Origin of the sequence: Paraburkholderia sp. RL17-368-BIF-A, from assembly GCF_046054045.1 — a bacterium.
Taxonomy (GTDB): Bacteria; Pseudomonadota; Gammaproteobacteria; order Burkholderiales; family Burkholderiaceae; genus Paraburkholderia; species Paraburkholderia graminis.
This window is the reverse complement of record NZ_JARESN010000014.1, coordinates 121,022-142,519: the sequence shown is the minus strand read 5'-3', so window position 1 is coordinate 142,519 and position 21,498 is coordinate 121,022. Positions and strand designations below refer to the sequence as shown.

Annotated in this window: 20 protein-coding genes; 9 read left to right on the top strand and 11 right to left on the bottom strand. The window is 59.4% G+C overall.

Features of this window, described 5'->3' with window-relative positions:
• Positions 1-52: 52 nt before the first annotated feature.
• Positions 53-775 (top strand): haloacid dehalogenase type II, encoded by a 723-nt coding sequence (locus P0D87_RS23150; protein ID WP_053859407.1) that lies wholly within the window; start codon positions 53-55, stop codon positions 773-775.
• Positions 776-793: 18 nt separating this feature from the next.
• Entirely contained in the window at positions 794-1,582 is a 789-nt protein-coding gene (locus tag P0D87_RS23145; protein ID WP_053859408.1) for an aldolase, read from the top strand.
• A 2-nt stretch (positions 1,583-1,584) separates the two neighbouring features.
• Here P0D87_RS23145 and P0D87_RS23140 read toward each other — a convergent pair whose 3' ends face one another.
• A complete protein-coding gene (locus P0D87_RS23140) occupies positions 1,585-2,358 on the bottom strand; it encodes a TetR/AcrR family transcriptional regulator (protein WP_053859409.1) in 774 nt (257 codons plus the stop codon).
• A gap of 86 nt (positions 2,359-2,444) precedes the next feature.
• Here P0D87_RS23140 and P0D87_RS23135 point away from each other — a divergent pair, with 86 nt between their 5' ends.
• Genes P0D87_RS23135 through P0D87_RS23120 form a run of 4 tightly spaced genes read left to right on the top strand, consistent with a single transcriptional unit; the run spans position 2,445 to position 6,938 of the window.
• Complete coding sequence (locus P0D87_RS23135) at positions 2,445-3,413, top strand: HlyD family secretion protein (RefSeq protein ID WP_053859410.1); 969 nt, start codon at positions 2,445-2,447, stop codon at positions 3,411-3,413.
• The gene (locus tag P0D87_RS23130) at positions 3,410-4,354 is read left to right on the top strand and encodes an ABC transporter ATP-binding protein (protein ID WP_053859411.1); all 945 of its coding nucleotides are present in this window, start codon (positions 3,410-3,412) and stop codon (positions 4,352-4,354) included. Before P0D87_RS23135 ends, P0D87_RS23130 begins: the two co-directional genes overlap by 4 nt.
• A 23-nt stretch (positions 4,355-4,377) precedes the next feature.
• The gene (locus tag P0D87_RS23125; RefSeq protein WP_044021901.1) at positions 4,378-5,493 is read left to right on the top strand and encodes an ABC transporter permease; all 1,116 of its coding nucleotides are present in this window, start codon (positions 4,378-4,380) and stop codon (positions 5,491-5,493) included.
• Positions 5,494-5,504: 11 nt separating this feature from the next.
• The gene (locus P0D87_RS23120; protein WP_053859412.1) at positions 5,505-6,938 is read left to right on the top strand and encodes an efflux transporter outer membrane subunit; all 1,434 of its coding nucleotides are present in this window, start codon (positions 5,505-5,507) and stop codon (positions 6,936-6,938) included.
• A 22-nt stretch (positions 6,939-6,960) separates the two neighbouring features.
• Here the strand turns inward: P0D87_RS23120 and P0D87_RS23115 are convergent, their stop codons facing one another.
• Positions 6,961-7,347, bottom strand: a complete 387-nt coding sequence (locus P0D87_RS23115) for an ester cyclase (RefSeq protein WP_053859413.1) — start codon at positions 7,345-7,347, stop codon at positions 6,961-6,963.
• 445 nt (positions 7,348-7,792) lie between these two features.
• Here P0D87_RS23115 and P0D87_RS23110 point away from each other — a divergent pair, with 445 nt between their 5' ends.
• Positions 7,793-8,302, top strand: coding sequence for a phasin family protein (locus P0D87_RS23110; protein WP_053859414.1), 510 nt, complete (start codon positions 7,793-7,795; stop codon positions 8,300-8,302).
• A gap of 5 nt (positions 8,303-8,307) precedes the next feature.
• Here the strand turns inward: P0D87_RS23110 and P0D87_RS23105 are convergent, their stop codons facing one another.
• From P0D87_RS23105 to P0D87_RS23090, 4 genes are all read right to left on the bottom strand, one after another.
• Complete coding sequence (locus P0D87_RS23105; RefSeq protein WP_006052045.1) at positions 8,308-8,658, bottom strand: hypothetical protein; 351 nt, start codon at positions 8,656-8,658, stop codon at positions 8,308-8,310.
• Complete coding sequence (locus P0D87_RS23100; RefSeq protein WP_053860742.1) at positions 8,655-9,680, bottom strand: sugar-transfer associated ATP-grasp domain-containing protein; 1,026 nt, start codon at positions 9,678-9,680, stop codon at positions 8,655-8,657. Before P0D87_RS23100 ends, P0D87_RS23105 begins: the two co-directional genes overlap by 4 nt.
• Positions 9,681-9,792: 112 nt before the next feature.
• On the bottom strand, positions 9,793-11,169 hold the full coding sequence (locus tag P0D87_RS23095) for an undecaprenyl-phosphate glucose phosphotransferase (RefSeq protein ID WP_006052043.1): 1,377 nt from the start codon (positions 11,167-11,169) through the stop codon (positions 9,793-9,795).
• A gap of 39 nt (positions 11,170-11,208) precedes the next feature.
• Positions 11,209-12,723, bottom strand: coding sequence for a mannose-1-phosphate guanylyltransferase/mannose-6-phosphate isomerase (locus P0D87_RS23090; protein WP_053859416.1), 1,515 nt, complete (start codon positions 12,721-12,723; stop codon positions 11,209-11,211).
• A gap of 585 nt (positions 12,724-13,308) precedes the next feature.
• On the opposite strand from P0D87_RS23090, the gene P0D87_RS23085 reads away from it, so the two are divergent.
• Both P0D87_RS23085 and P0D87_RS23080 read left to right on the top strand, forming a co-directional pair.
• Positions 13,309-14,556 carry an O-antigen ligase family protein gene (locus P0D87_RS23085; protein ID WP_006052040.1) on the top strand — a complete coding sequence of 416 codons (1,248 nt, stop codon included), beginning with the start codon at positions 13,309-13,311 and terminating at the stop codon, positions 14,554-14,556.
• A 76-nt stretch (positions 14,557-14,632) separates the two neighbouring features.
• Positions 14,633-15,268 (top strand): phosphatase PAP2 family protein, encoded by a 636-nt coding sequence (locus P0D87_RS23080; RefSeq protein WP_006052039.1) that lies wholly within the window; start codon positions 14,633-14,635, stop codon positions 15,266-15,268.
• On the opposite strand, the gene P0D87_RS23075 is transcribed toward P0D87_RS23080, so the two are convergent.
• From P0D87_RS23075 to P0D87_RS23055, 5 genes are read right to left on the bottom strand one after another with little or no spacing between them, the layout of a single operon-like run.
• Positions 15,244-16,431 carry a glycosyltransferase family 4 protein gene (locus P0D87_RS23075; protein ID WP_006052038.1) on the bottom strand — a complete coding sequence of 396 codons (1,188 nt, stop codon included), beginning with the start codon at positions 16,429-16,431 and terminating at the stop codon, positions 15,244-15,246. The two genes, P0D87_RS23080 and P0D87_RS23075, sit on opposite strands and share 25 nt — an antisense overlap.
• Before the next feature lie 52 nt (positions 16,432-16,483).
• Positions 16,484-17,800 (bottom strand): lipopolysaccharide biosynthesis protein, encoded by a 1,317-nt coding sequence (locus tag P0D87_RS23070; protein WP_053859417.1) that lies wholly within the window; start codon positions 17,798-17,800, stop codon positions 16,484-16,486.
• Between the two features lie 28 nt (positions 17,801-17,828).
• The gene (locus P0D87_RS23065; RefSeq protein ID WP_053859418.1) at positions 17,829-18,839 is read right to left on the bottom strand and encodes a glycosyltransferase family 2 protein; all 1,011 of its coding nucleotides are present in this window, start codon (positions 18,837-18,839) and stop codon (positions 17,829-17,831) included.
• Positions 18,840-18,879: 40 nt separating this feature from the next.
• Positions 18,880-20,322: a hypothetical protein gene (locus P0D87_RS23060; RefSeq protein WP_082367102.1), complete on the bottom strand. Its 1,443-nt coding sequence runs from the start codon at positions 20,320-20,322 to the stop codon at positions 18,880-18,882.
• 21 nt (positions 20,323-20,343) lie between these two features.
• Positions 20,344-21,459 (bottom strand): glycosyltransferase family 4 protein, encoded by a 1,116-nt coding sequence (locus tag P0D87_RS23055; protein ID WP_006052034.1) that lies wholly within the window; start codon positions 21,457-21,459, stop codon positions 20,344-20,346.
• Between the last annotated feature and the right edge of the window lie 39 nt (positions 21,460-21,498).

Below are 21,498 nucleotides of genomic sequence, written 5' to 3'. Positions count from 1 at the left end.
TGCGCCTAAGCTAAACGCCATTCACAGGTCCATCACTTCGGGAACACATTCCATGTCACTGCAAAACACCGCACGCCCGCGCTGGCTGACGTTCGACTGCTACGGCACACTGATCCAGTGGGACGAAGGTTTGCAAGCCGCAGTACGCGAGATTCTTCAGAGCAAGCGCGGCCACGACGTGGACCCCGCGAAGCTGCTCGCCGTCTACGACCGGCACGAACACGCACTCGAGCAGACTCCGCCTTATCGCACGTTTCGCGAAGTCGCGGGCACGGCGCTGCGTATTGCGCTCGCCGAATTCGGCTTGCCCGGCGACGAAAGCGACGAGCGCGACGAGCGCGACATACGTACTTTGACGGACCGCATTTCCGCGATGCCGCCGTTTCCGGAAGTAGTCGACACATTGCGGCAACTCAAGCGGGATGGTTATAGCCTGTGCATCGTGTCGAATACCGACGACGACATCATTGCCGGCAACGTCGCGCAACTGGGCGGCTTTATCGACCGTGTGATCACTGCACAGCAAGCGGGCGCGTACAAACCGAACCGGCGGCTATTCGATTACGCGCATGAACAACTCGGCGTGACGCGCGATGAAGTCGTGCATATTTGCGCGAGTCCGCATCTCGATCACGCGGCCGCGCGCGACATCGGCTTTCGTTGCGTATGGATCGATCGTGCAACGGGCCGCACGCTACTGCCCGATTACACGCCCGATGCAACACTCTCCACGCTCGACCAGGTGCCGGTGCTTTTTTCATCGCTCGGCTGGTGACTTTGAGGAACGACGAACATGGCGCATACGCTTTCATCCATTGGCTCGGCGAAATCGTCGCCGACATTGCGACTCGATTCCGACGCCGTCATGGAGGCGCGCATCGAACTCGCGGCATGCTTTCAACTAGCGGCGCAATACGGTTTTGAAGAGGGAATCTGCAACCATTTCTCGGCGGTCGTGCCCGGACACGACCATCTGTTCTTCGTCAATCCGTATGGCTATGCGTTCTCGGAGATCACCGCATCGCGGCTTCTAATCTGCGATTTCGACGGGCACGTCGTGTCGGGCGAAGGCAAACCTGAAGCAACGGCGTTTTATATCCACGCACGATTGCATCGGTTAAAGCCGCGCGTGAAGGCCGCTTTTCATACGCATATGCCGAACGCCACGGCGTTATGTTTGCTCGACGGTCCGCCGCTGTTGTGGCTCGGGCAAACGGCACTGAAGTTCTACGGCCGCACCGCCGTCGATGAGAACTACAACGGCCTCGCGCTCGACGACTCGGAAGGCGACCGCATTGCCGCGACCATCGGCGACGCCGATATCCTGTTCCTCAAGAATCACGGCGTGATGGTGGCGGGCGAGAGTATTGCCGAAGCGTGGGATGATCTCTATTACCTGGAGCGTGCGGCTGAAGTCCAGTTAAAGGCAATGAGCAGTAATCGTCCGCTGAAACCCATACCGCACGAAGTGGCGCAGCGTACTTATGAACAGATGCGCGCCGGCGACAAGGAAAGCGCGCACGCGCATTTGCAAAGCGCAATGCGCGAATTGCGCAGGCGCGGCATCGCATTCGATCAATAGAACTATTTGCGCGTTCGATGCGCGGCGGCGACTGCATCGAGTCCCGCCATCACGAAGCGAATAAAGTCCTCCACCAGCGCATTTTTGTCTTTTGCAACGGCGGGCAGCAACGCTGCCTGCATTTGCCTGGGCGCGATCATCAGCGCGATGCAAGGCAGCACCGCGAACATCAGCGCTCGTTGCACCGCCGGCTCTTGCGGATTCAATTGCAATACCTCGCCGATCAATCCCAGTAGCACCGTCGCCTTTGGCCGCACCGCTTTTTCAATCAGCGCAGGAATGGCGGGCGACGGAGACAGTACTTCGCGCAGCATCAGCATGAATCCCCACGGCGCGCCGCTGCTGGTCGACAAACCCACGAATCGCGAGATTACCGCGCGCAACTTGTCGCGCGCATCGCCCGGCCCTTCTGTCAGCGCGGACAATTCATCGAGACTCACGACCTGGCGATGCGCTTCGACAAGCGCCGCTTCGTATAGCGCCTCGCGACTGCCGAAGTGATAGTTCACGGACGCCATCGGCGTGCCCGCGCGCTCGCATATTTCCTTGCTGGTGGCATCGGCGAAACCGCGCGCGGCGAAAACCTGGCCTGCAATATCGAGCAGATGCTGGCGTGTCGCCGCACCGTCGGGACGGCTCGCGCGATTGACCGGCCGAGGCTGCTTTCCCTGTTCCGTGCGGGATTTGCGCGCCGCCCTCGTGGGTGTTTTCGTTGCGCCTGCCTGCTTGGTCCGCTCTTTCTGCTTTGCAGGAGTCGTCGCTCGTTTCGTCGGCATGGGAAAGTGCAGGCTCCGGAAATAGTTTGAATTCGAATTCAAATTCGCATATATTCATTGTACTTCATCCGTGCGGACGACACCCCATGAGGAACTTCATTACCCGGCTCTGGCGCCCCGCATTGGCACTCTTTATCGGCGTACTGCTTGCAGGATGCGAGCATCGCGACGAGAACGCCTACCAGGGCTATGCAGAGGGCGAATATGTGTACCTGGGCTCATCGCAGGCCGGCACGCTCACGCAGTTGCAGGTCGCACGCGGTCAAACCGTAAAAGCGGGCGCGTCTCTTTTCGCGCTTGATTCAGTGGACGAAACGGCCGCGCTGCGGCACGCGCAGCAGCAACTCGCGGCGGCCCGCTCGCAACTCGCCGACATTCAAACCGGCAAGCGCGTGCCCGAAGTCAACGTCAATCGCGCGCAACTCGCCGAGGCCGCGGCGAACGCGCGCAAGGCGGCGCTGCAACTCACACGCGACGAAGCGCAGTACAGCGCGGGCGGCATTGCAAAAGCGCAGCTCGACGATTCGCGCGCGAATGCAGAGGCGACGTCGGCACAAGTGCGGCAGCTTACGAATCAGGTGGAAGTAGCGCGTTTGCCGGGCCGCTCGCAACAAATCGCTGCGCAGCAGGCTCAGGTCGCGGCGGCCGAAGCGGTCGTCGCACAGGCGCAGTGGAAGCTCGATCAGAAGCGCGCGAACGCGCCCGCCGACGGGCTCGTCTACGACACGCTCTATCGCCTCGGCGAGTGGGTGCCGGCCGGCAGTCCCGTTGTGCAATTGCTGCCGCCGCAGAACATCAAGGTGCGTTTTTTCGTGCCGGAAACGCGAGTCGGCGCACTGGCGCCGGGCCGCGAAGTGTCGATCCATTGCGACGGATGCGCAGTGGATTTGACCGCGAAGATTACCTACGTTGCGAATAAAGCCGAGTACACGCCGCCGGTTATCTATAGCAACGAGAGCCGCGCGAAGCTCGTTTTCATGATCGAAGCACACACGTCGGTTGCAGATGCAACGAAGCTTCATCCGGGCCAGCCGGTGACGGTGGCGCTCAAATGAGTACACCCGCGCTAGAGTATGTGATCGACGTGCACGGCCTGAACAAGCATTTCGGCGACAAGCACGTGGTCAACGACGTTTCGTTGCAGGTCGCGCGCGGCGAGATCTTCGGCTTTCTCGGTCCTAACGGCAGCGGCAAGACGACGTCGATCCGCTTGATGTGCGGACTGCTGACGCCCGACTCGGGCACCGGCACATGCCTTGGCTACGACATCCGCAGCGAGAGTGCGCAGATCAAGCGCAATGTCGGCTATATGACGCAGCGCTTCTCGTATTGGGAAGATCTGACCATTCGCGAGAACCTCGAGTTCGTCGCGCGTATCTACCAGATGCGCAACCGTCGCGAGGCCGTCGACAAATCGCTCGAATCGCTCGGACTGCAAAGCCGCGCGAATCAGCTCACAGGGTCGCTATCCGGAGGCTGGAAGCAACGCCTCGCGCTCGCAGCATGCATGCTGCACGAACCCAGGTTGCTGCTGCTCGACGAACCGACTGCCGGCGTCGACCCAACTGCGCGCCGCGACTTCTGGGAAGAACTGCACCGGCTCGCGGCGCGCGGCATTTCCGTCCTCGTCAGCACGCATTACATGGACGAAGCCGAACGCTGTCACAAACTCGCCTATATCGCGTATGGAAAGCTGCTCGCGCAAGGCACGTCGCGAGAGGTGATCGAGTCGCAGAATCTCGCTACATGGTCGATTCAAGGCGAGCATCTGAGCGAATTGTCCGAGAAGCTGCGCGAGATGCCTGGTGTCGATCAAACCGTCGTATTCGGCGCCGCGCTGCATGCCAGCGGGCGCGATCACGCGGCATTGGAACACGCGCTCAAACAGGCCACCGCGGACACGCGTTTGCGCATGGAGCCGATCGAAACCGGACTCGAAGACGTGTTCATCTATCTGATGAGTCATTCGCGGGATAACTTCGGAGCGCGATCGTGAGCACAGGTACGGGCTTTTCGTTGATGCGCTGGTGGAGCGTGGTGCTGAAGGAGTTTCTTCAATTGCGGCGCGACCGCGTCACGTTCGCGATGATCGTCGGCATACCGATCGTTCAGCTCGCGTTGTTCGGTTTCGCGATCAACACCGACCCGAAGCATCTGCCGACTGCCGTTATCGTTCACGACCAAAGCGAGTTCTCGCGCAGCTTCATTGCGGCGATGAGGAACTCCGCGTATTTCGACATCGTAGAAACGCTGCCCGACGAAGAAGCCGGACGCCGTGCGCTCGCCCAGGGCCGCGTGCAGTTCGTGCTGAACATACCGGTCGATTTCTCGCGGAAGCTGCTGCGCGGCGAGCACCCTTCACTGCTTGTCGAGGCTGACGCCACCGACCCGACCGCGACTCACACCGCCGTTGCCGCACTGCCCAATCTCGTACAGCCCGTCGCCGACAAGGACATCACCGGACCGCTCGCGCATCTTAACGGCACGCCAGGCGCTTTCGGCGTGCAAGTCCACAATCTGTACAACCCCGAAGGAATTACGCAGTACAACGTCGTTCCCGGGCTCATGGGCGTCATTCTCACCATGACGCTCGTGATGATGACAGGCCTCGCCGTCACGCGCGAACGCGAACGCGGCACGATGGAAAATCTGCTCGCGACGCCAGTTCTTCCCGTCGAAGTGATGACCGGCAAGATCATTCCTTATGTGGCTATTGGCCTGATTCAGGCGTCGATCATATTGATTGCCACACGCTTCGTATTTCATGTGCCGTTTGTCGGCAGTCCCATCGCAATCTATCTGGCCGCGCTGCTGTTCATTGCCGCGAACCTGACTGTGGGCATTACGCTGTCCTCGCTTGCACAGAACCAGTTGCAGGCGATGCAACTGACCATGTTCTATTTTCTGCCGAATATTCTTCTGTCCGGCTTCATGTTCCCGTTCGCGGGCATGCCGAAATGGGCGCAGTTCATCGGCAACTTTTTGCCGTTGACGTATTTCAACCGGCTCATTCGCGGAATCATGCTCAAGGGCGACGGATGGGCGGATCTCTGGCCCTCAGTGTGGCCCATGGCTCTTTTCACCGCCGTTGTGATGGCGATTGCGCTGCGTTTTTATCGGCGCACACTCGACTAGGAAGAACGTTCATGAAAACACTTCTTGTTGTGTGCGCACTTTCTTTGACCGGCTGCGCGGTAGGACCCGACTTTCACGCACCGGCCGCGCCCGACACTCAAAACTACACGCAACGCGCATTACCTGAGCAGACGGCCTCGTCCGAAGGGCCAGCGGGAGCCGCACAGACGTTCAACGCGGCGCCTGGTCCCATACCCATGTGGTGGCGTCAATTCCAGTCCCACGCGCTAAACCGTCTCGTGGATGAAGCATTGCTCCAGAATCCAACACTCGGTCAAGCGCGCGCAAGACTGATCGAGGCGCGCGAAAACTACACCGCGCTCGCGGGCGCAACGCAATTCCCGAGCATAGACGCAACGCTTTCCGGCTCAAGGCAGAAAGTCGATCCCGCTGCGTTCGGCATTCCGCACGTCGAGAGTCCCGGACCGTTCTCGCTGTTCAGTGCATCGGTCAGCGTCTCTTACGTGTTTGATATTTTCGGCGGCAATCGGCGCGCGCTCGAGGCAAGCATGGCGCAAGTCGATTACGAGTCGTATGAACTCGATGCAGCGCGCTTGAGTCTCGCCGGCAATATCGTGGCTACCGCGGTGCGGCGCGCGTCGTTACAGCAGCAGATCGCGCTGACGCAACGTCTGGCCGACGCACAGGCGCATCAACTGTCGATCGTTGATGCGCGCTTCGCCGCCGGCGGCGTATCGCAACTGGATGTGCACCGCCAGCGTACCCTGCTTGCACAGACACGCGCATCGTTGCCGCCGCTTGAAAGCCAGCTTGCGGCCGCGGATCATCAACTCGCCATTTTGCTGGGCAGAGTACCGTCGCAAGCGGATTTCCACGAACTCACTTTCGATGCGCTGCATTTGCCGCTGGATATTCCACTCGCTTTGCCGTCGACACTCGCCCGCGCGCGGCCCGATATAAAAGCGGCCGAGGCATTACTGCACGAGGCAAGCGCGAACGTAGGCGTCGCAACCGCTAACCTGTACCCGCAATTTTCATTGTCCGCGGGAATCGGCTCGGAGCGCACGCGGATCGGCGATATTGTGAATGGCTTGAACGTCTGGAATATCGGCCTCAACCTGACGCAACCCATCTTTCGCGGTGGAGAATTGCATGCGAAGAAACGCGCCGCAGAAGCCGCTTATGACGCCGCATTCGAGAACTATCGGCAAACGGTTCTCCAGGCATTGCAGCAGGTCGCCGATTCGCTGACCGCCATGCAGAACGACGCCCGCGAGTTGCAGGCGCGCACCGAAGCCGCGCAGCAAGCGCAAGCCAGTCTGGACATCGCAAGTCGGCAATATGCGGCGGGTGGAATCAGTCAGCTCGCTCTTCTTGATGCGGAACGTGATTCGCTGCAAACGGCGATAGATCGAACCCAGGCTCAAGCAAACCGCTTCTCCGACACGGCTGCGTTGTTCCAGGCGCTCGGCAGCAATCTATGACGGCTCGCGCGGCGTGTGCGAACTACAGTTGGGCTTCAATAGCCGCCTTATCGATAATCGACCAGACCCGGCCAATTTTTTCTCCGCGGAATTCGTAGAAGACATTTTCGGTGAAGGTCACTTTTCTTCCATTGACTTCGAGACCGAGAAACGTTCCTTGCGGTGTGCAATTAAAGCGCAGCCGCGCCCCGACATAAGCCGGGTCGGCAACCAGCAGATCGATGTCGAAATGAAGGTCGGGAATCTCGAGAAAGTCTCTCTCGAGCATTGCGCGATAGCCTGCCGAGCCGATCTGCTTGTCGTTGTAATAGACATCGTCATGAACGAATTGCGGAAAGCTCTGCCAGTCCTGCCGGTTCAGGCAGGCGATATAGCTTCGGTAGATGTCCGAGAGATCGGGTTCGGTCATGGCAATCTTCCATTTGGCTGTCGGGCAACGAGACGTGCTGCGCGCGAGGCATACGCATTGCTCATTCTATGCAACGCGGCGCGCCCCTGCGCCGCCCAACGGATTTATTCGCGACCATGAAACATACAGCCTTGTTGATTGCAGCCAGCGTGACTGCGCTGAGCGTGGCACTTTCCGGTTGCAACCGCTCCGGTCCATCGTCGGATCAGGCGGGCGCGGCCGCCGTCAGCGGCGCCGCGCAGAGTGGGCCTGCCGTCTCCGCGCCCGCCACGGCAGCAAGCGACGCGCCTGCCGGCGCAAGCCAATAGCGGCTTTTCGCGCTCTCCGCGTTGTGTGAGGTGAAGCTCGCGGCGTATGCAGTCTGTGTCGTGGGGAGGAATAGGCGTTGCTTAAACACTGCCTGTTGTCAGGCATTTCCCCCACTCGCATTGATACGGAGCACCTCATGAATGCAATCGTCCCGAACCAGCCCGATGTCGGTCAGCAAAGCCATGCAATTGCCGCCTACGAGCTTGCAGCGAAAGCCGTTGCGGGCTTTGAAAAAGTTGTCGAGTTGAATGTGCAGACCGTCAAGACTTCTTTGTCCGAGCAACAGGCACTGGTCGATGCCGCGCTCTCATCCAGCTCTCTCAACCAGATGATCGATCTGCAGTTTCAGCAGGTTCCGGCAGCAATAAAAAAGACGTGCGCCTATTGGGGGCACGTCGAGGACATTGCAGTGGACACGCATAATGATCTTGTGGATGCTCTACAAGACAGCGTGCAAAGTTATCTGTCCACGTTCTTCTCGTTGCTCGGTAGTGCGGCCTCGATTGGCATGGTCTCAACGGGCCGCACGAACGTCACAAGTCCTCTCGTGATTGAGCAGCCGCCGGCCCCTCAGAACGACCCCGTTGTGATTGTGGACAGTTCGGGCAACGTCGTATCGTCGAGCCCCCGAATGGATCTGCACTAACCGAGTCAGGCACCGCGCGCCGTTTCGATGAGTTCTTTCACACGGCGCGCGATACTCGTCAAAATGTTCTGCGACGAAGCCGGTTGTTGCTTGCGATGCGGCATGCGCTGCAAATCTTCCCAGTCGCTTTCCACAGCACGCGCGTGGCTTTCCGGCGTGAAGGGCCACTCCATCGCGACTGCTCGCACCGGCGAGTCGCGCCGCCCTTCTCCCGAGCGCTCGACATACGCATTGATAGCCAATGCCTCCTGCTCCGCCGCCTCTTTTGAAGTTGCTGCGATAAAGTCGTCAGGTCCTTCAATATGGACGCACCACAATTGTTCGCTCACGCGACGTTCCTCGCCGGGTACAGTCATAAGGGACTGGCGTTCAGCAGTTCCCATTTCAGGTCGGAAAAGCATGGGCCCTGCGTCGCCTCACTGAATTTGACGTCGTTGTGTTCGCCATTCCACTCCATCACCTGGACTTTGCCGTCGCTGTCGACTGTGACGTCCCAGCCTATGCAGCGCGCAAAAGGCACCTTGCTATGGAGTTGTAGCACCGTATCGACACAATCGTTGAATGCGGGCATCTTCAGGCCGGCAAATCTGACTTTCGAATCGGGGTGTTCTTCCGTCGCGCCCCAATCGGTCAGGAAACCCTCGCGCGCAAGTTCTCCTGTGCCGAGATCCACCGGCACGCAGATTTCGTCGTCGATCCTGATGTGGGTATGACGCGCTCTGCCGAGCCGCAAGAAAGCCGCACGAAGAGAAGTGCGGCCGAGATCGTCGACAGCCGTCGTCAGGCGCAAGGTCGCAACCGAGTTTGGAGCAAACGTGCTGAGAAGCGGATGCTGAACGATGAACTTCTGAATGACGCCATTGCCAAGCGATTTGATCAGGCCGCAGTCAAACGATTCCCGGTCGAAGAAATGAATACCTTTGCCTTGCGCCGAGCCGTCGAGTTTGAAAACGATCTTGTCGCATTCGCGGAAGACGACGTGCTCGATCTCCTGCTCGCGCACCACCAGATTGCGGTCCGTGAAGAAGAGACCGTTCGCGAAGTAGGCCAGGTCCGGGAACGTGTCACAGCCGAAGATAACCCGCGACATCGGCTTCAGATTCGAGATTCGTCCATATCCGCCTTTCATGCTGGGCACAACCACGCCGCCGTAGTAGTTGTCGGGAATCCAGCCTTCCTTGAAGGTCCCGCTAAACGCCGCGTAGACACGCAGCCACGGCGCATACTTTGCGTCGCCAAACACGTCCCGCGCATAGGTGTCGGCGAGCTTCAGGTTGGCCGGATCGGGAGGACCGTATTTCTTCTGCAATAGCCGAAGAACCTGTCTCGCCTGTGCGCGATGAACCTGGTGGAACGTGTATTGCCCCACCTTCTTGATTGAACGTCTGACTACTTTCTCTACGCCGTGTAGTTTCATTGTCCCCTCGTGATCAGGTTCTTGTTGACCCACTCCCATACCGCACAATCAACGACTCGATCCGACGCGGGGATCAGTAAGCGTTAGGATGATGCAGTCCCTTGAAAATGGTCGCGCAAATGATCTTGACGTCGAGTGCGAACGACCAGTTTCGAAGGTAGTACAAATCGTGTGCGACCCGGCCTTCCATCTTTTCGATGCGATCGGTCTCTCCGCGAAAGCCATTGATCTGCGCCCAGCCGGTAATGCCTGGCTTGATCCGGTAACGGTGAATATAGCCGGAGACGATGCCCTGATACAGGTCGTCGTGTTCGAGCGCGTGCGGTCTCGGACCGACCACCGACATATCGCCGCGCAGCACGTTGAAGAACTGCGGCAATTCATCGAGGCTCGTGCGCCGCAGAAAACGCCCGACCCGCGTAATGCGCGGGTCGCCACGCGTGGCCTGTTCAAGCACCCCCTGTTTCTGTTCATGCAGACGCATGCTGCGGAACTTGTAGATCATGAAGATGCGTCCGTCCGCGCCCTTGCGGCACTGTTTGAAGAACACCGGCCCCGGCGAACTCAGCTTGACCGCTATCGCACACGCAAGAAGAATCGGCGACACGGCAATCAATGCGAGCAGTGCAAAAACGCGATCGAACAATTCCTTTTCCACCATTGCATTCGGCGGCAATGGCGAGGCGGCGAGATTGATCGTCGGAAAGCCGAGCAACTCGGTCACGCTTCCATCGAAGAGAGCCAATGCGCGCACGTCCGGCATGAAGCGCACGTTGATCAGATCGTTGCGAAACTCATCGACCAGCTCGAGAATCGCGCGTTCTTCCGATAAAGGCAGCGCGAGCCACACTTCATCCACCTGCTGTTCGCGCACATACTTCGCAAAAGCCGCGCGCTGTTCGAACGTCGGCACGGAACTCGTCGTCTTGTTGACCGGGCGCAGGTTGTAGACGGCACTCGCGCGAAAACCCGCTGCCGGCTCCCGTTCCATTTTGCGCAGGATCTCGTCGCAATGTTCGCCGCATGCGGCAATAGCCACCTTTTGCAGATCCAGGCCAGCGTGGCGAACGCGCCCGAGCAGAACGTGCGTCATTATCCGGCCAGCGATCATTGCGCCACCCGCAATTCCCGTCCAGTACGCGAACCATAGGCGCGACACGAAGTCGATCCGATGCAACGAGAACATCAAAGCAAGCGCGCATGCCTGGACCAGCAGCCAGCCGAGTGCGACCTGGCCAACCAGTACACGTTTCGAGCGGCCGCGCCACGACTGATAGACGCCTAATGCCGGAAACACCGCGAGCGAAAACGCCGCCGCGAAAGCGACGAATGCCAGATAAAAGTTGCGTTGCGCGAAATCGTCGAAGCGGATATGAGAGGCAGCGAATGCGCCGCCGAGGATCATCGCCACATCGAACATTCTGGCCAGCAGACCGGTAATCAATCGCATAGCAGTCCCCTCGAATACGCTCTGGTTCGCCACGGCCGATTAACCCGCACGGCCATACTTGTCGTCGAACCGGACGATGTCGTCTTCGCCCAGATAGGCGCCGGACTGCACCTCGATGATCTGAAGCGGAACGCAACCCGGGTTCTCGAGACGATGCGTGACACCGAGTGGGATATACGTCGACTCGTTTTCGCCAAGCAGGAATTTTTCTTCTCCGCGTGTGACGAGCGCGGTGCCGCTCACCACAATCCAGTGCTCCGCGCGGTGATGATGCATCTGCAACGACAGGCGCGCGCCCGGCATTACCACGATGCGTTTAACCTGAAAGCGGTCGCCGTGATCGATCGAATCGTAAAAGCCCCACGGACGACGCACTTTGCGGTGCGCATCCGCTTCCGGCGAATTTTCGGCCTTGATGCGCGACACGAGTCCCTTGATGTCCTGCACATGCGAGCGGTCGGCCACCAGAACCGCGTCGTCCGTTTCGACGACGATCAGGTCGTTAGTGCCGACACATGCGACGAGCCGGCCGCCTTGCGAACGCGCATACGTTGCCGTCGCGCCTTCGAAAAGAACGCGTCCATTCGACGCGTTGCCGCACTCGTCCTTTTCCATTGCCTGCCACACGGCGTCCCATGAACCGAGGTCCGACCATCCCGCTTGCAGCGGCACGACGATCCCCGCGAATTGCGATTCCGGCTTGCCAAGATGTTCCATCACCGCGTAGTCGATCGAGTCCGACGGCGATTGCAGGAAGGCCTCGGCATCGGGAACGATGCAGCCGTCGTTGACCTTCGCGCCTTCGTAAGCGCGCACGCAGGCATCGTGAATTTGCGGCTGAAATTGCTTGATGACGGCAAGCCATACAGACGCACGCACGACGAACATGCCGCTATTCCACCAGTAATTGCCGGACTCGACATACTGCGCTGCAAGTTCGGGCGCCGGCTTTTCAACGAAACGTTCGATGCGGCGTGCGCCGTCGTTCAACGCAGCGCCGAGTCGGATATAGCCGAAGCCCGTATCCGCGCCAGTGGGCGGAACACCAAGCGTCGCAATTGCGCCTGCGTCGGCATGACGCGCAGCTATTTCGATTGCCTTATGAAGCGCATCGAGATCTGCAATAGCGTGGTCTGCGGGCATCGCGACGAGAATCACGTCGTTGCCGTCCGACGCTGCAGCCAGCGCAGCAAGCGTGAGTGCAGGAGCCGTATCGCGGCGGCCAGGCTCGACGACGACCCGTGCCTTCACGCCGCTTTCGCGCGCCTGCTCGCAGGTTGCAAAGTAATGTTCGGCACCGCACACAATCACCGGTTCTGGAGCGACCGCCCACAGAGGACTGAAGTTATTCATGCGTCCCATCGTGGCCTGCAACAGCGTCTGGTCGCCGATCACGTCGATAAGCTGCTTCGGGAACTGCTCGCGTGATACGGGCCATAGACGCGTGCCTGAGCCGCCTGCGAGAATCACCTGTGCGAGCGTGGTGCATTCCTGCGACGCGGCGCCTTGCGTCTCGTTGTCGTTCTCGTGTGCGGTTGCAAAAACTTTATCCATTTTTATTGCTCCTGGACGGGCAAGCCAAAGCGCGATTAATCGCATAAGCGCCGACGAAATACGCTGCACGTCGGCACTGCTCCGGTCTCACGTGTGATCAATAACGGGGTGTGGGCATCAACGGGCTCGGCGAGCCGTTCTGTCCGCGCAAAGCTAGGGATGCGCACCGAAGTTCTCGCACTAGGCGAGCGTTAGCGGCACACATATCGGCGTGGCGCCAGAAAGCCGATGCCACTCAAGCATGACTCGATGTGATCCATCATAGTCACCTCACGCTGCACCACAGCAATGGTGGCGCGTTCAGTTGAGGTTTTGGCCAGCCTCGTCGCATTAGCCCGCACATCGGCCACTGTGGCCTTTCTTATGGCCGCTGTGTGTGCGGTAGCGCGTGGAAATCAGTGCCTAGACGTGGTACCTTCGCGAGTACCTTCATGACAGATGGGCAGTTCGTTCATCGAGACGTAGGACCCCGATTCCGTTCAGGTGCACCGCCATCGTGGTGCACCGCACCTCCAACCAGGTTGTCTTCGCACGTAATGGCACTGTCATTGCAAGCTATGCGCCATTTGTTTTCCGGGAGTCGCAATGGCTTACATTTCGCTACTTGCGCTGTTTCTAACGGTTACGAATTTCGTGCCTCTCAGCGCGGTCGGCTTTGTGCCGATCTTCGTGTACGCGTGGCGCTTTTACGGTCGCCGCTATCCGGCGTTCATTACGCCGCTCACCGCGCTGACGGTCGTGATCGTCGTCTCCACGCTGCTCTACGATCCTCAGTCTTTCGCCGAATTCGATTTCTATCGGCGCGACGGTAACTTCTTCATTTCGTATGCTCCCATTTTTGCCGGTTGCCTGTACGCGCATCGTCTCGATCTGAACAAAGTACTTCGCGCGTTTTTTATTTTCGCGGTCGGCATCAATATCCCGCCGTACGCGGTGTACATCGTCAGCACCGGACTCCTCGGCATCTTCACGAATCCAGACAAGAGCTTCGGCAGCTACTTCATCGCGCGCAATGCGGCGGGCGGATTCTTCGCCATGCTGTTCTGCCTCGGCGTGGGCTGCTACCTGCAAAAGCGCAGCAAGCTACTGCTCGGGCTACTCGCGATGAACGCGCTGATGCTGTTCTCCACGTATAGCCGCGGTTCGCTGCTCGGCGCGGCTGCGGTACTGCCGTACCTCTATTTCGGCCGCAAGCGCTGGCTGCTGGCTGCGTTGATGGGCGTGCTCATAGCAGGTTCGCTTGCAATGGCGTTCTATCACACGGACGCCACCGTCGACTACATGGGCTACCCGTTCAGTATCCACAACCAGGATGCGAAGGTCGCCAATCTGAATATCCGGTATGAGTGGCTGTGGCCGCGCGCGCTCGCCTATTTCGAGCAGAGTCCGATCGTGGGTATGGGCTTCGGTTCTTTCGACGATCACATCGGCAATGTGACTTCATACTTTCACCTGTTCGGTGCGCCGTCGAACGTCCTCGTCGAACATAGCGATTCGCACGCTCACAACTCGTACCTCAATTTCCTCGCGGAAACCGGTGTCGTCGGTCTTTTCCTGCTGCTGAGCTTCTTCTGGAGACTCGTTGATTGGAGCAAGCATGGAGCGGCTGCGGGCGCGCTCGTGGGAGGCGGTCAGAACTTCGCCGCCTTCCGGTTCGTCGAGATCTCTTCTATTTGCCTGCTGGTCATGGCGGCAACGGAACATCGCCTCGTGTCGCCTTCCAATGTCCTGATCCTCTCGCTCGTCATCTCACTACTGCTGGCCTCGCAATCGGCCAATGCAATCTCGGCGGAATTCAATCGGCGGAACTCGCTGATTCGCTCGCGCGTCTGACAGTACCTGCGCCCACTCCGGTACAGCGGGAACATAAAGATCCCGCTGTAGAGAACCCAACAACAACGAGAACCCTATGTGGACTGTATTCACTAACATAGGCGATGCGGCCGTCACGTTGCCCGTGGCCGCTGTTTGCGCCTGCTGGATCGCACTATTCGACGTCAAGCTGGCCTGCCGGTGGATCGCGATGCTCGCAGCCGGCGTCGCTATTGTCGGCGCGAGCAAGATCTTCTATGCGGGCTGGGGCATATCGTTTCCGGCGTCTGATTTCCGCGTGATTAGCGGCCATGCGATGCTCTCCACCTCCGTGTGGATGGTGGCCCTCGCATTGCAGCTCAGATGGTGGCGTCTGCCGGCGTTTCTGGGTATTGCGGCCGGTCTGGTTATCGGTGCGTTGACTGGCGTGTCGCGCCTGATGGACCTTTCGCATTCCGTGCCGGAAGTCATTTCAGGCTGGATTCTGGGCGCAATCGTCGCGCTGCTCTTCTTGAGAAAGGCGCTTTCCGTGGAGTTCGAACGCCCACGGCCCGCATGGTCGGCGGCGAGCTTTCTGTGCGTCTGCGTGCTCGCCTATGGGCATCAGGCGCCGCTTCAGCGGCTCATTGAAACGCGCTCGCCGCAAATACATAGCCATGCTCATTCGATCATGGCTCTCGCCGGCCGCGTCAAATACCGCATTCAGTCTTACGAGGGCATACTCGCAAGGTGACGCTCCTCTGCCGTGCGCTCGCGCACCAGGTAGGGGCGAAGCTGTTCGATCGAGCTGCGCAAAAGCCGCGCGTCGATAAAGTCCGTCAATGCCGTCTTGAAGTTCTCGGTTGAGAACCGCTCGGCATTCTGACGGCAATTCACCGGATCGAATAAAGAGGCATTGCGCTCGAAACGTGTCACCGCTTCGAGCAATGACTCCGCCGTCTGCTCGCCGAAGAAGACACCTGTGGGCTGCTCCAGAGGCAAGCCGATAACCGACTCGAGCGCACCGCCCCTGCCGAAAGCAATCACGGGTGTGCCGCAAGCCTGTGCTTCCACAACGGAAATGCCGAAGTCCTCTTCCGCCGCGAAAACGAATGCGCGGGCGCGTCGCAAATGATCGACGAGTACTTCGAGAGGCTGGTGACCGAGTATCGTCACATTCGGCCCCGCAGTCGCTTTGATCCGCTTCATTTCCGGGCCGTCGCCGATCACGACCAGCCGGCGCTCGGGTGTCTGCGAGAAGGCCCGCACGATCAAGTCGATGCGCTTATAAGGCACCATCCGCGAGGCCGTCACGTAGAAGTTTTCTTTCTGCGTGCACATCACCATGTTGTCGAGATCGACAGGCGGATAGATAACCGTCGCGTCGCGCTGATAAGCCTTCTTGATCCGCCGCGCGATGAAGTGCGAATTCGCCAGCAGATGATCGACGCCATTCGCCGAACGCGAATCCCAGCCGCGAATGTAATGCAGCAGCGCGCGCGCCATGATCGATTTGACGCCCTTGTTCAGATGCGATTCGCGCAAGTACTGATGCTGCAGATCCCACGCATAGCGGATCGGCGAATGCACATAGCTGATGTGAATCTGATTGGGTCCGGTCAGTACACCCTTGGCCACCGCGTGCGAACTCGAAATGACCAGATCGTACGCGGACAGGTCCAGTTGCTCGATCGCAATCGGCATCAACGGGAGATAAGCTCTGTAGCGCTTGCGCGCAAACGGCATCTTCTGAATGAACGACGTGTTGACGGGTTTCCCTTTCACGCAATCGCGATCTTCGAGAAAGTCGACAATCGAAAAGACGTCCGCTTTCGGAAAGCATTCGATAATGTTCTTCAAAACCTTCTCTGCGCCGCCCGAAACCACCAGCCAATCGTGAACAATAGCGACTTTCACTTCTCTCTCCTGTGAGATGACGCGCCGGACGCTTCACCGGCGGCAATCCGTTTCACTTGTCTTTGGCCGCGCTTGTTTGGGCTCTTACACCCCACGCCAGCCCCAGCATTCCAGCGGCGCGCCGCGCGCCCGGCACCAGCCCGATCAGCTCGAGGCGGACCATGATGACCAGCAGGATCACGGCGAGCGTTGCTTCACCGAATACACGAGCCATGGCCATGCCCATTGCTCCAAAGCGCGGCGCAAGAATCAGTGCCGCGGCCAGGTTGGCGAGGCCGGAGGCGAGCCCGGCAAACGCGAGCAGCCGGTCTTTCTTGCGCGGAACGAATACGTAAAACGCGACGAATTCGTTGAACGCGACGAACGGGAACATCCATGCGAAACATTGAAGAATGCGCGCGGCAGGCTCGAACTCGGCGCCGAGAATCAACGGCAACAGGAACGGCGACAACGTCATTGCGCCGCAGAATACGAGCAGTCCATAACCGAGCAGAAGCGCCGCGCCACGGCGCGTGGTCGCGTGCGCGCCCTCTTTGTCGCCGTGTGCGAGCTGCCGCGAAATAGTCGGCACGAATACCTGCGACGCCGGGCCCATCAGGCTCAGTGCAATGGTGGCGAAACGCTCCGCCGCACCGAAATAGCCGACTTGCGCGGGCGTCGACAATAGCGTCAGCAGATAGGTGGAAGACGCCGTCAATACAACCGAGCCTGACGAGTAGCAGAAGAGCATCGTCGAGCTGCGAATGAGCGGCATCACGCCTTCCACTTTCAGTCGGGGCAGTCCCAATTGCGACGTGGTGATGCCATAGGAAATGATCGACGACGCCACGCCGGCAACCAGCAGACTCGCCAGCACCCACACGGAATCCTCGGGCTTTCTCACGAGACTCAGCACCAGAACGAGGCTCACGGCAAAGCCGAATACTTCGATCATGATCGGCGTGCGAAAACGCTGACGGCCCTGGAATAGCCAGCCGAGATTCATTGCCGACACGATGCCGAGCAGCGTACCCAGCACGCCGATCAGCGGCCGCTCGGACAAGGTGGGCGAGCACATCGTCGCAATCAGACCGATGCTTCCGCCAATCACGGCGAGCATGAGCCGCGCGCTCACATGGAGCGAATAGATTGCATTGCACTCCTTCACCGAATGGGCTTTCGCGACTTCCCGCATGCCGACGAAGGTGAAGCCGTAACTCACGAGCATCCAGATGACGTTCATGAGCGACATCGACGCGAGCACTCGCCCATACTCGGCGACGCCGAGAATTCTTCCGTAGAACGGCACCACGATGATGAGGTATACGTACCTCATCAGATATCCGCCGTAAACAAACGCAATGACGCTTGCGTTGTCTCGTCTTTCCATTCCGTTCTCCAAATGCCTGCTCCCGGGCTTAACGCTGCGCCATGCGCCGACGCGCAAGCGGGTTCGATATGTAGCGAACCACAAAGTCAGAAAGCGGCGAGTACGGCACGAGGCACAAGCCGGAAAGAACCACAGTTCCGAATTTCTTCTTCACACTCCAGAATGGATTGGCCAGGATCGCGTGGAAATAGCCCCGCGAATCGCGCATCATCCAGCGCCAGCGGTGCGCGAACGTCGCGCGATAGACGCTCGAGCAGAAGATCGCCTTCTCGTGGCCGAAATCATGAAACGTCGGCGACAACTCGATACCGAGACGCGACCGCGCGATGTTGCGCAGAATTGCCCAGCGCATACCCAACGCTTTGGGCGCCTTGGAAATCTGCTCGGAATTGGCGAACGACACCGTGCCGCCATCGGCGTTATGCACGCGATAGCCGCCGAGCGATTTGCGCAGCGTCGCGACGGGGCCGACGAGCGCGGCGCCATAGATCGCGAAGAAGTCGGCGCCGTAGCGATTGATGCCCGGTGCGGGAACCGGAAAGACCTGCTTGAGCGCACTCACCCGATACGCATTGCCCGAGGCGGGCGGCGACGGGTACAGCCAGCCCGCTTGCAACAGCTCTCCGCAATTGGGCGGCGGCTCGGTGTTCGGCACATAAGCGCCTGTCGTTGCGCCGTTTGCGTCCATCACGTCGAGCCTGAACTGCACCTTGGCCCACGCGCCGCTGGAGAAAAGCTTCATGACTTCCGATACGGCGCTCGGATACAGAATGTCGTCCGAATCGAGCAGGATCGCGTATTCCGTTTCGAGCGCGCTGATCGCATGGTTGTAGGCGGACACCTGGCCGCCGTTCTCCTGGAAAATCGCAGTGATGCGGCTGCCGTACTTCTCGATGATCGCGCGCGAGCCATCCGTCGAGCCGTCGTCGAGCACGACGACGCGCGTGCCGGGATAGTCCTGATTGAGCGCGGAGTCGATCGCGTCCGCTAAATAGCGTTCGTAGTTGTAGTTGCAGATGACAACTGTGACCTGGTTCATGGCATTCGACGCTGTCTGATGTTTCGGTGAATCGGAATGGCTACGCAAGGGAACGGACCGCGATATACGCAAGGTGGGTCGGCGGATCGTTTCCTGCACCGTTGACCCGATCGGGTACCTTGAAGCTCAATTGCAAACCGTCGTTACTCCAGGTGGTCGTCATCGCGTCCTGTGCACTTACTGTGCCCGTCAACGCATCTATGAACTCAACCTTTACTTCGCGCGACGCGGGTCGCTTGAGTCCCGCTACTGTCACCCTTCGCCAACCCGCCGACGCGCTCACCTGCAGCACGATGTCATTGCCCGAACGCAATCCGCTGCCCGAAGCGCCTGGACCAAATTGCAAAGAGTTCGACAAACTTGCCAGCGGCCCTGAAACAGTCTGATGAAGCACGATGAGGCTCCTGCCCGACACGTTGTAAGTACGTACCGGCGGCCCCCGATGAGTCAGACGGAATGGCTCATAGCCGTCCCAGTGATAGATCATTGAGACGTATTTGTTTGGATCGTCCCAGTTGTGATCGAGCGCCCACACCGCGAAGTCGAAGAAGTACTCCGGCAGGTAATGCGGGTCCTTCATATACGCATCGCCGATCTCGGTTTGCCAAATGCCTCTCGCCGGTCCGTTCTTCACATACCGCTGATACAGCTCGTCGAGATCGCGCACACCCAGGTAGTGAGTGTCGAGATAGTCGACCCAGTCCAGCATGCGTTCGTTCGATGCAGGACTTCTGTACTCGAGCCACTTACAGTAATTGGACAGACCACCCTGATCGGGCCACCCGCCGTAGACGATATAGGCGTTGTACTTGCGGATAATGCGTGCAGCGGGCAGATGCACTCGCTCCACGTAATCCTGCATGGCACGCTCGTACGGCTTCTCGTGCTTGCCGTCCTTGCTGAAGGTCGGACCGTGCCAGAACGTCGCCTGCTGCGCGCCGCCAGACAACGTTCCGGCCGCCTCATTCCAGATCTGGAAGTAGCGCAGGTTGAACGGCGGAGCGGAGTACTTGCGCACGGCAGCCTCGACATAGCGCGTCCACGCGCCGACATCCATCGGCGCGGAATTGCTGTCGCCGGGAACAGTGGCGTTCCACGGCGCCGTATAGCCGAGCAACAGCAGCGACTTGATGCCGTTGCGATTGTTCAAGAGCAGCGCTGTCGGAAGATCGGCGTCGAATTGCGACCCGGTCTTGTCGACACGCATGGGTGCTCTCGGCGATTCCGGCTGCCCTGGGCCCACCGAATCGCGCCCCCATGTGATACCCATTTGACGCCACATTTCGACGTCACGGCTTGCGCCTGCCCATCCGTTAGCGCCGATCAGATCTGTGATCCGGCGACCACCGCTGCTGCCCGTTTGCGGCGCGGCGCTTCCTGACGGCGATGTCTTGCCGTACGCGAGCGGTATCGCGGCGCCAAGGAGGCCCGCAATGGTTCGCAACGCCCGACGTCTGCCGGCACTCTTTCGAATGCGATACATTGGCCTGCCTACCGACATGCGTTAGCTCGCCGACGCGCGGGCCGGCACGCCCGACAACCGAACGCCCGCCTGCCCCTTGAGGATCTCGAGCACCGTCTGCGCCGTCACATCCCAGCGGAATTCGCGCGCCCGCGCGAATCCCATTGTCTTGTAGCGTTGGCGAAGTGCGTCGTCGGTCATCATGAGCGAGATCTTTTTTGCAATGTCGTCTGCGGACGTCGCGTCGCAATACAGCGCCGCATCTCCGCACACTTCGGGTATCGACGTCCGCGAAGAAGCGACGACCGGACATCCGCAGTACATGGCCTCGAGCGGCGGCAAGCCGAATCCTTCGTATAGCGACGGAAACACCAGACAGCCCGCGTTTTCATAGAGCGCCTTGAGTTCGCCGTCAGTCACGAAACCGGCCCACACCACTTTCTCCGACTGCGGCTTTTCCTCAGCCAGTTCGCTGTTGAAAATGCGCGCATTCTTTCCGCCGACCACGACGAACTTCACATGGTCGAGATGGCCGAGCTTCTCAATTGCTTCCAGCACGCGTTGCAGGTTCTTGCGCGGATCGAGACTGCCGACCACTACGCAATACGCGTCCTTGACGAGACTCAGGCGCTCCAGTACCGCGGGCTCCGACGTCACGCGGTCGAGATGATCCGCTGCCGGATGCACGACTGCGACTCGCGACTCATCGATTTTCAGGTGATGGCAAATACGCGATCGGGAGAACTTCGACACGGTCAGGATCGTTGGCGCCATGCGCGGCAACATGAAAAAGCACAGGCGATACCACAGCAAGAACTTCTTCGAGAATCCGCCAGGTACGTCGTACACCGCCATGTCGTGGACCATGACGACCTGGCGGCGCTTGAACAGCGGACTCATGTTGCACAGATTCAGAAGCGTGACGCCTCTCGCGGCGATGGGCAGCGTGATCTGCTCCCATAGCGTGCCGCGCAGCCACGAAAAGCGCCGTTGCCATTTCAACAGCGCCCCCGGCTCTCTCGCATTGCGCGGGACGTAGATCTCCAGCTGCTCGCCTGCGGGAACCCGCATTTGCATCGCTCTCGTCAATTCATACGCGACTCTCTGAACACCCGTGACGGGTTGCGAAGTAAATTTCCCGTTAATTGCAAACGCCATCTGCTTCTCCGTTTTGCGAATTCATCGACGACAGTGGCA

What these genes read in the sequence shown, in the direction of transcription:
- P0D87_RS23105 (WP_006052045.1), bottom strand. Translation starts at nt 8,658, where the DNA reads ATGACTGTACCCGGCGAGGAACGTCGCGTGAGCGAACAATTGTGGTGC.
- P0D87_RS23065 (WP_053859418.1), bottom strand. Translation starts at nt 18,839, where the DNA reads ATGAACCAGGTCACAGTTGTCATCTGCAACTACAACTACGAACGCTAT.
- P0D87_RS23135 (WP_053859410.1), top strand. Translation starts at nt 2,445, where the DNA reads ATGAGGAACTTCATTACCCGGCTCTGGCGCCCCGCATTGGCACTCTTT.
- P0D87_RS23125 (WP_044021901.1), top strand. Translation starts at nt 4,378, where the DNA reads ATGCGCTGGTGGAGCGTGGTGCTGAAGGAGTTTCTTCAATTGCGGCGC.
- P0D87_RS23080 (WP_006052039.1), top strand. Translation starts at nt 14,633, where the DNA reads ATGTGGACTGTATTCACTAACATAGGCGATGCGGCCGTCACGTTGCCC.
- P0D87_RS23120 (WP_053859412.1), top strand. Translation starts at nt 5,505, where the DNA reads ATGAAAACACTTCTTGTTGTGTGCGCACTTTCTTTGACCGGCTGCGCG.
- P0D87_RS23130 (WP_053859411.1), top strand. Translation starts at nt 3,410, where the DNA reads ATGAGTACACCCGCGCTAGAGTATGTGATCGACGTGCACGGCCTGAAC.
- P0D87_RS23070 (WP_053859417.1), bottom strand. Translation starts at nt 17,800, where the DNA reads ATGGAAAGACGAGACAACGCAAGCGTCATTGCGTTTGTTTACGGCGGA.
- P0D87_RS23140 (WP_053859409.1), bottom strand. Translation starts at nt 2,358, where the DNA reads ATGCCGACGAAACGAGCGACGACTCCTGCAAAGCAGAAAGAGCGGACC.
- P0D87_RS23095 (WP_006052043.1), bottom strand. Translation starts at nt 11,169, where the DNA reads ATGCGATTGATTACCGGTCTGCTGGCCAGAATGTTCGATGTGGCGATG.
- P0D87_RS23150 (WP_053859407.1), top strand. Translation starts at nt 53, where the DNA reads ATGTCACTGCAAAACACCGCACGCCCGCGCTGGCTGACGTTCGACTGC.
- P0D87_RS23115 (WP_053859413.1), bottom strand. Translation starts at nt 7,347, where the DNA reads ATGACCGAACCCGATCTCTCGGACATCTACCGAAGCTATATCGCCTGC.
- P0D87_RS23055 (WP_006052034.1), bottom strand. Translation starts at nt 21,459, where the DNA reads ATGGCGTTTGCAATTAACGGGAAATTTACTTCGCAACCCGTCACGGGT.
- P0D87_RS23145 (WP_053859408.1), top strand. Translation starts at nt 794, where the DNA reads ATGGCGCATACGCTTTCATCCATTGGCTCGGCGAAATCGTCGCCGACA.
- P0D87_RS23085 (WP_006052040.1), top strand. Translation starts at nt 13,309, where the DNA reads ATGGCTTACATTTCGCTACTTGCGCTGTTTCTAACGGTTACGAATTTC.
- P0D87_RS23090 (WP_053859416.1), bottom strand. Translation starts at nt 12,723, where the DNA reads ATGGATAAAGTTTTTGCAACCGCACACGAGAACGACAACGAGACGCAA.
- P0D87_RS23110 (WP_053859414.1), top strand. Translation starts at nt 7,793, where the DNA reads ATGAATGCAATCGTCCCGAACCAGCCCGATGTCGGTCAGCAAAGCCAT.
- P0D87_RS23060 (WP_082367102.1), bottom strand. Translation starts at nt 20,322, where the DNA reads ATGTATCGCATTCGAAAGAGTGCCGGCAGACGTCGGGCGTTGCGAACC.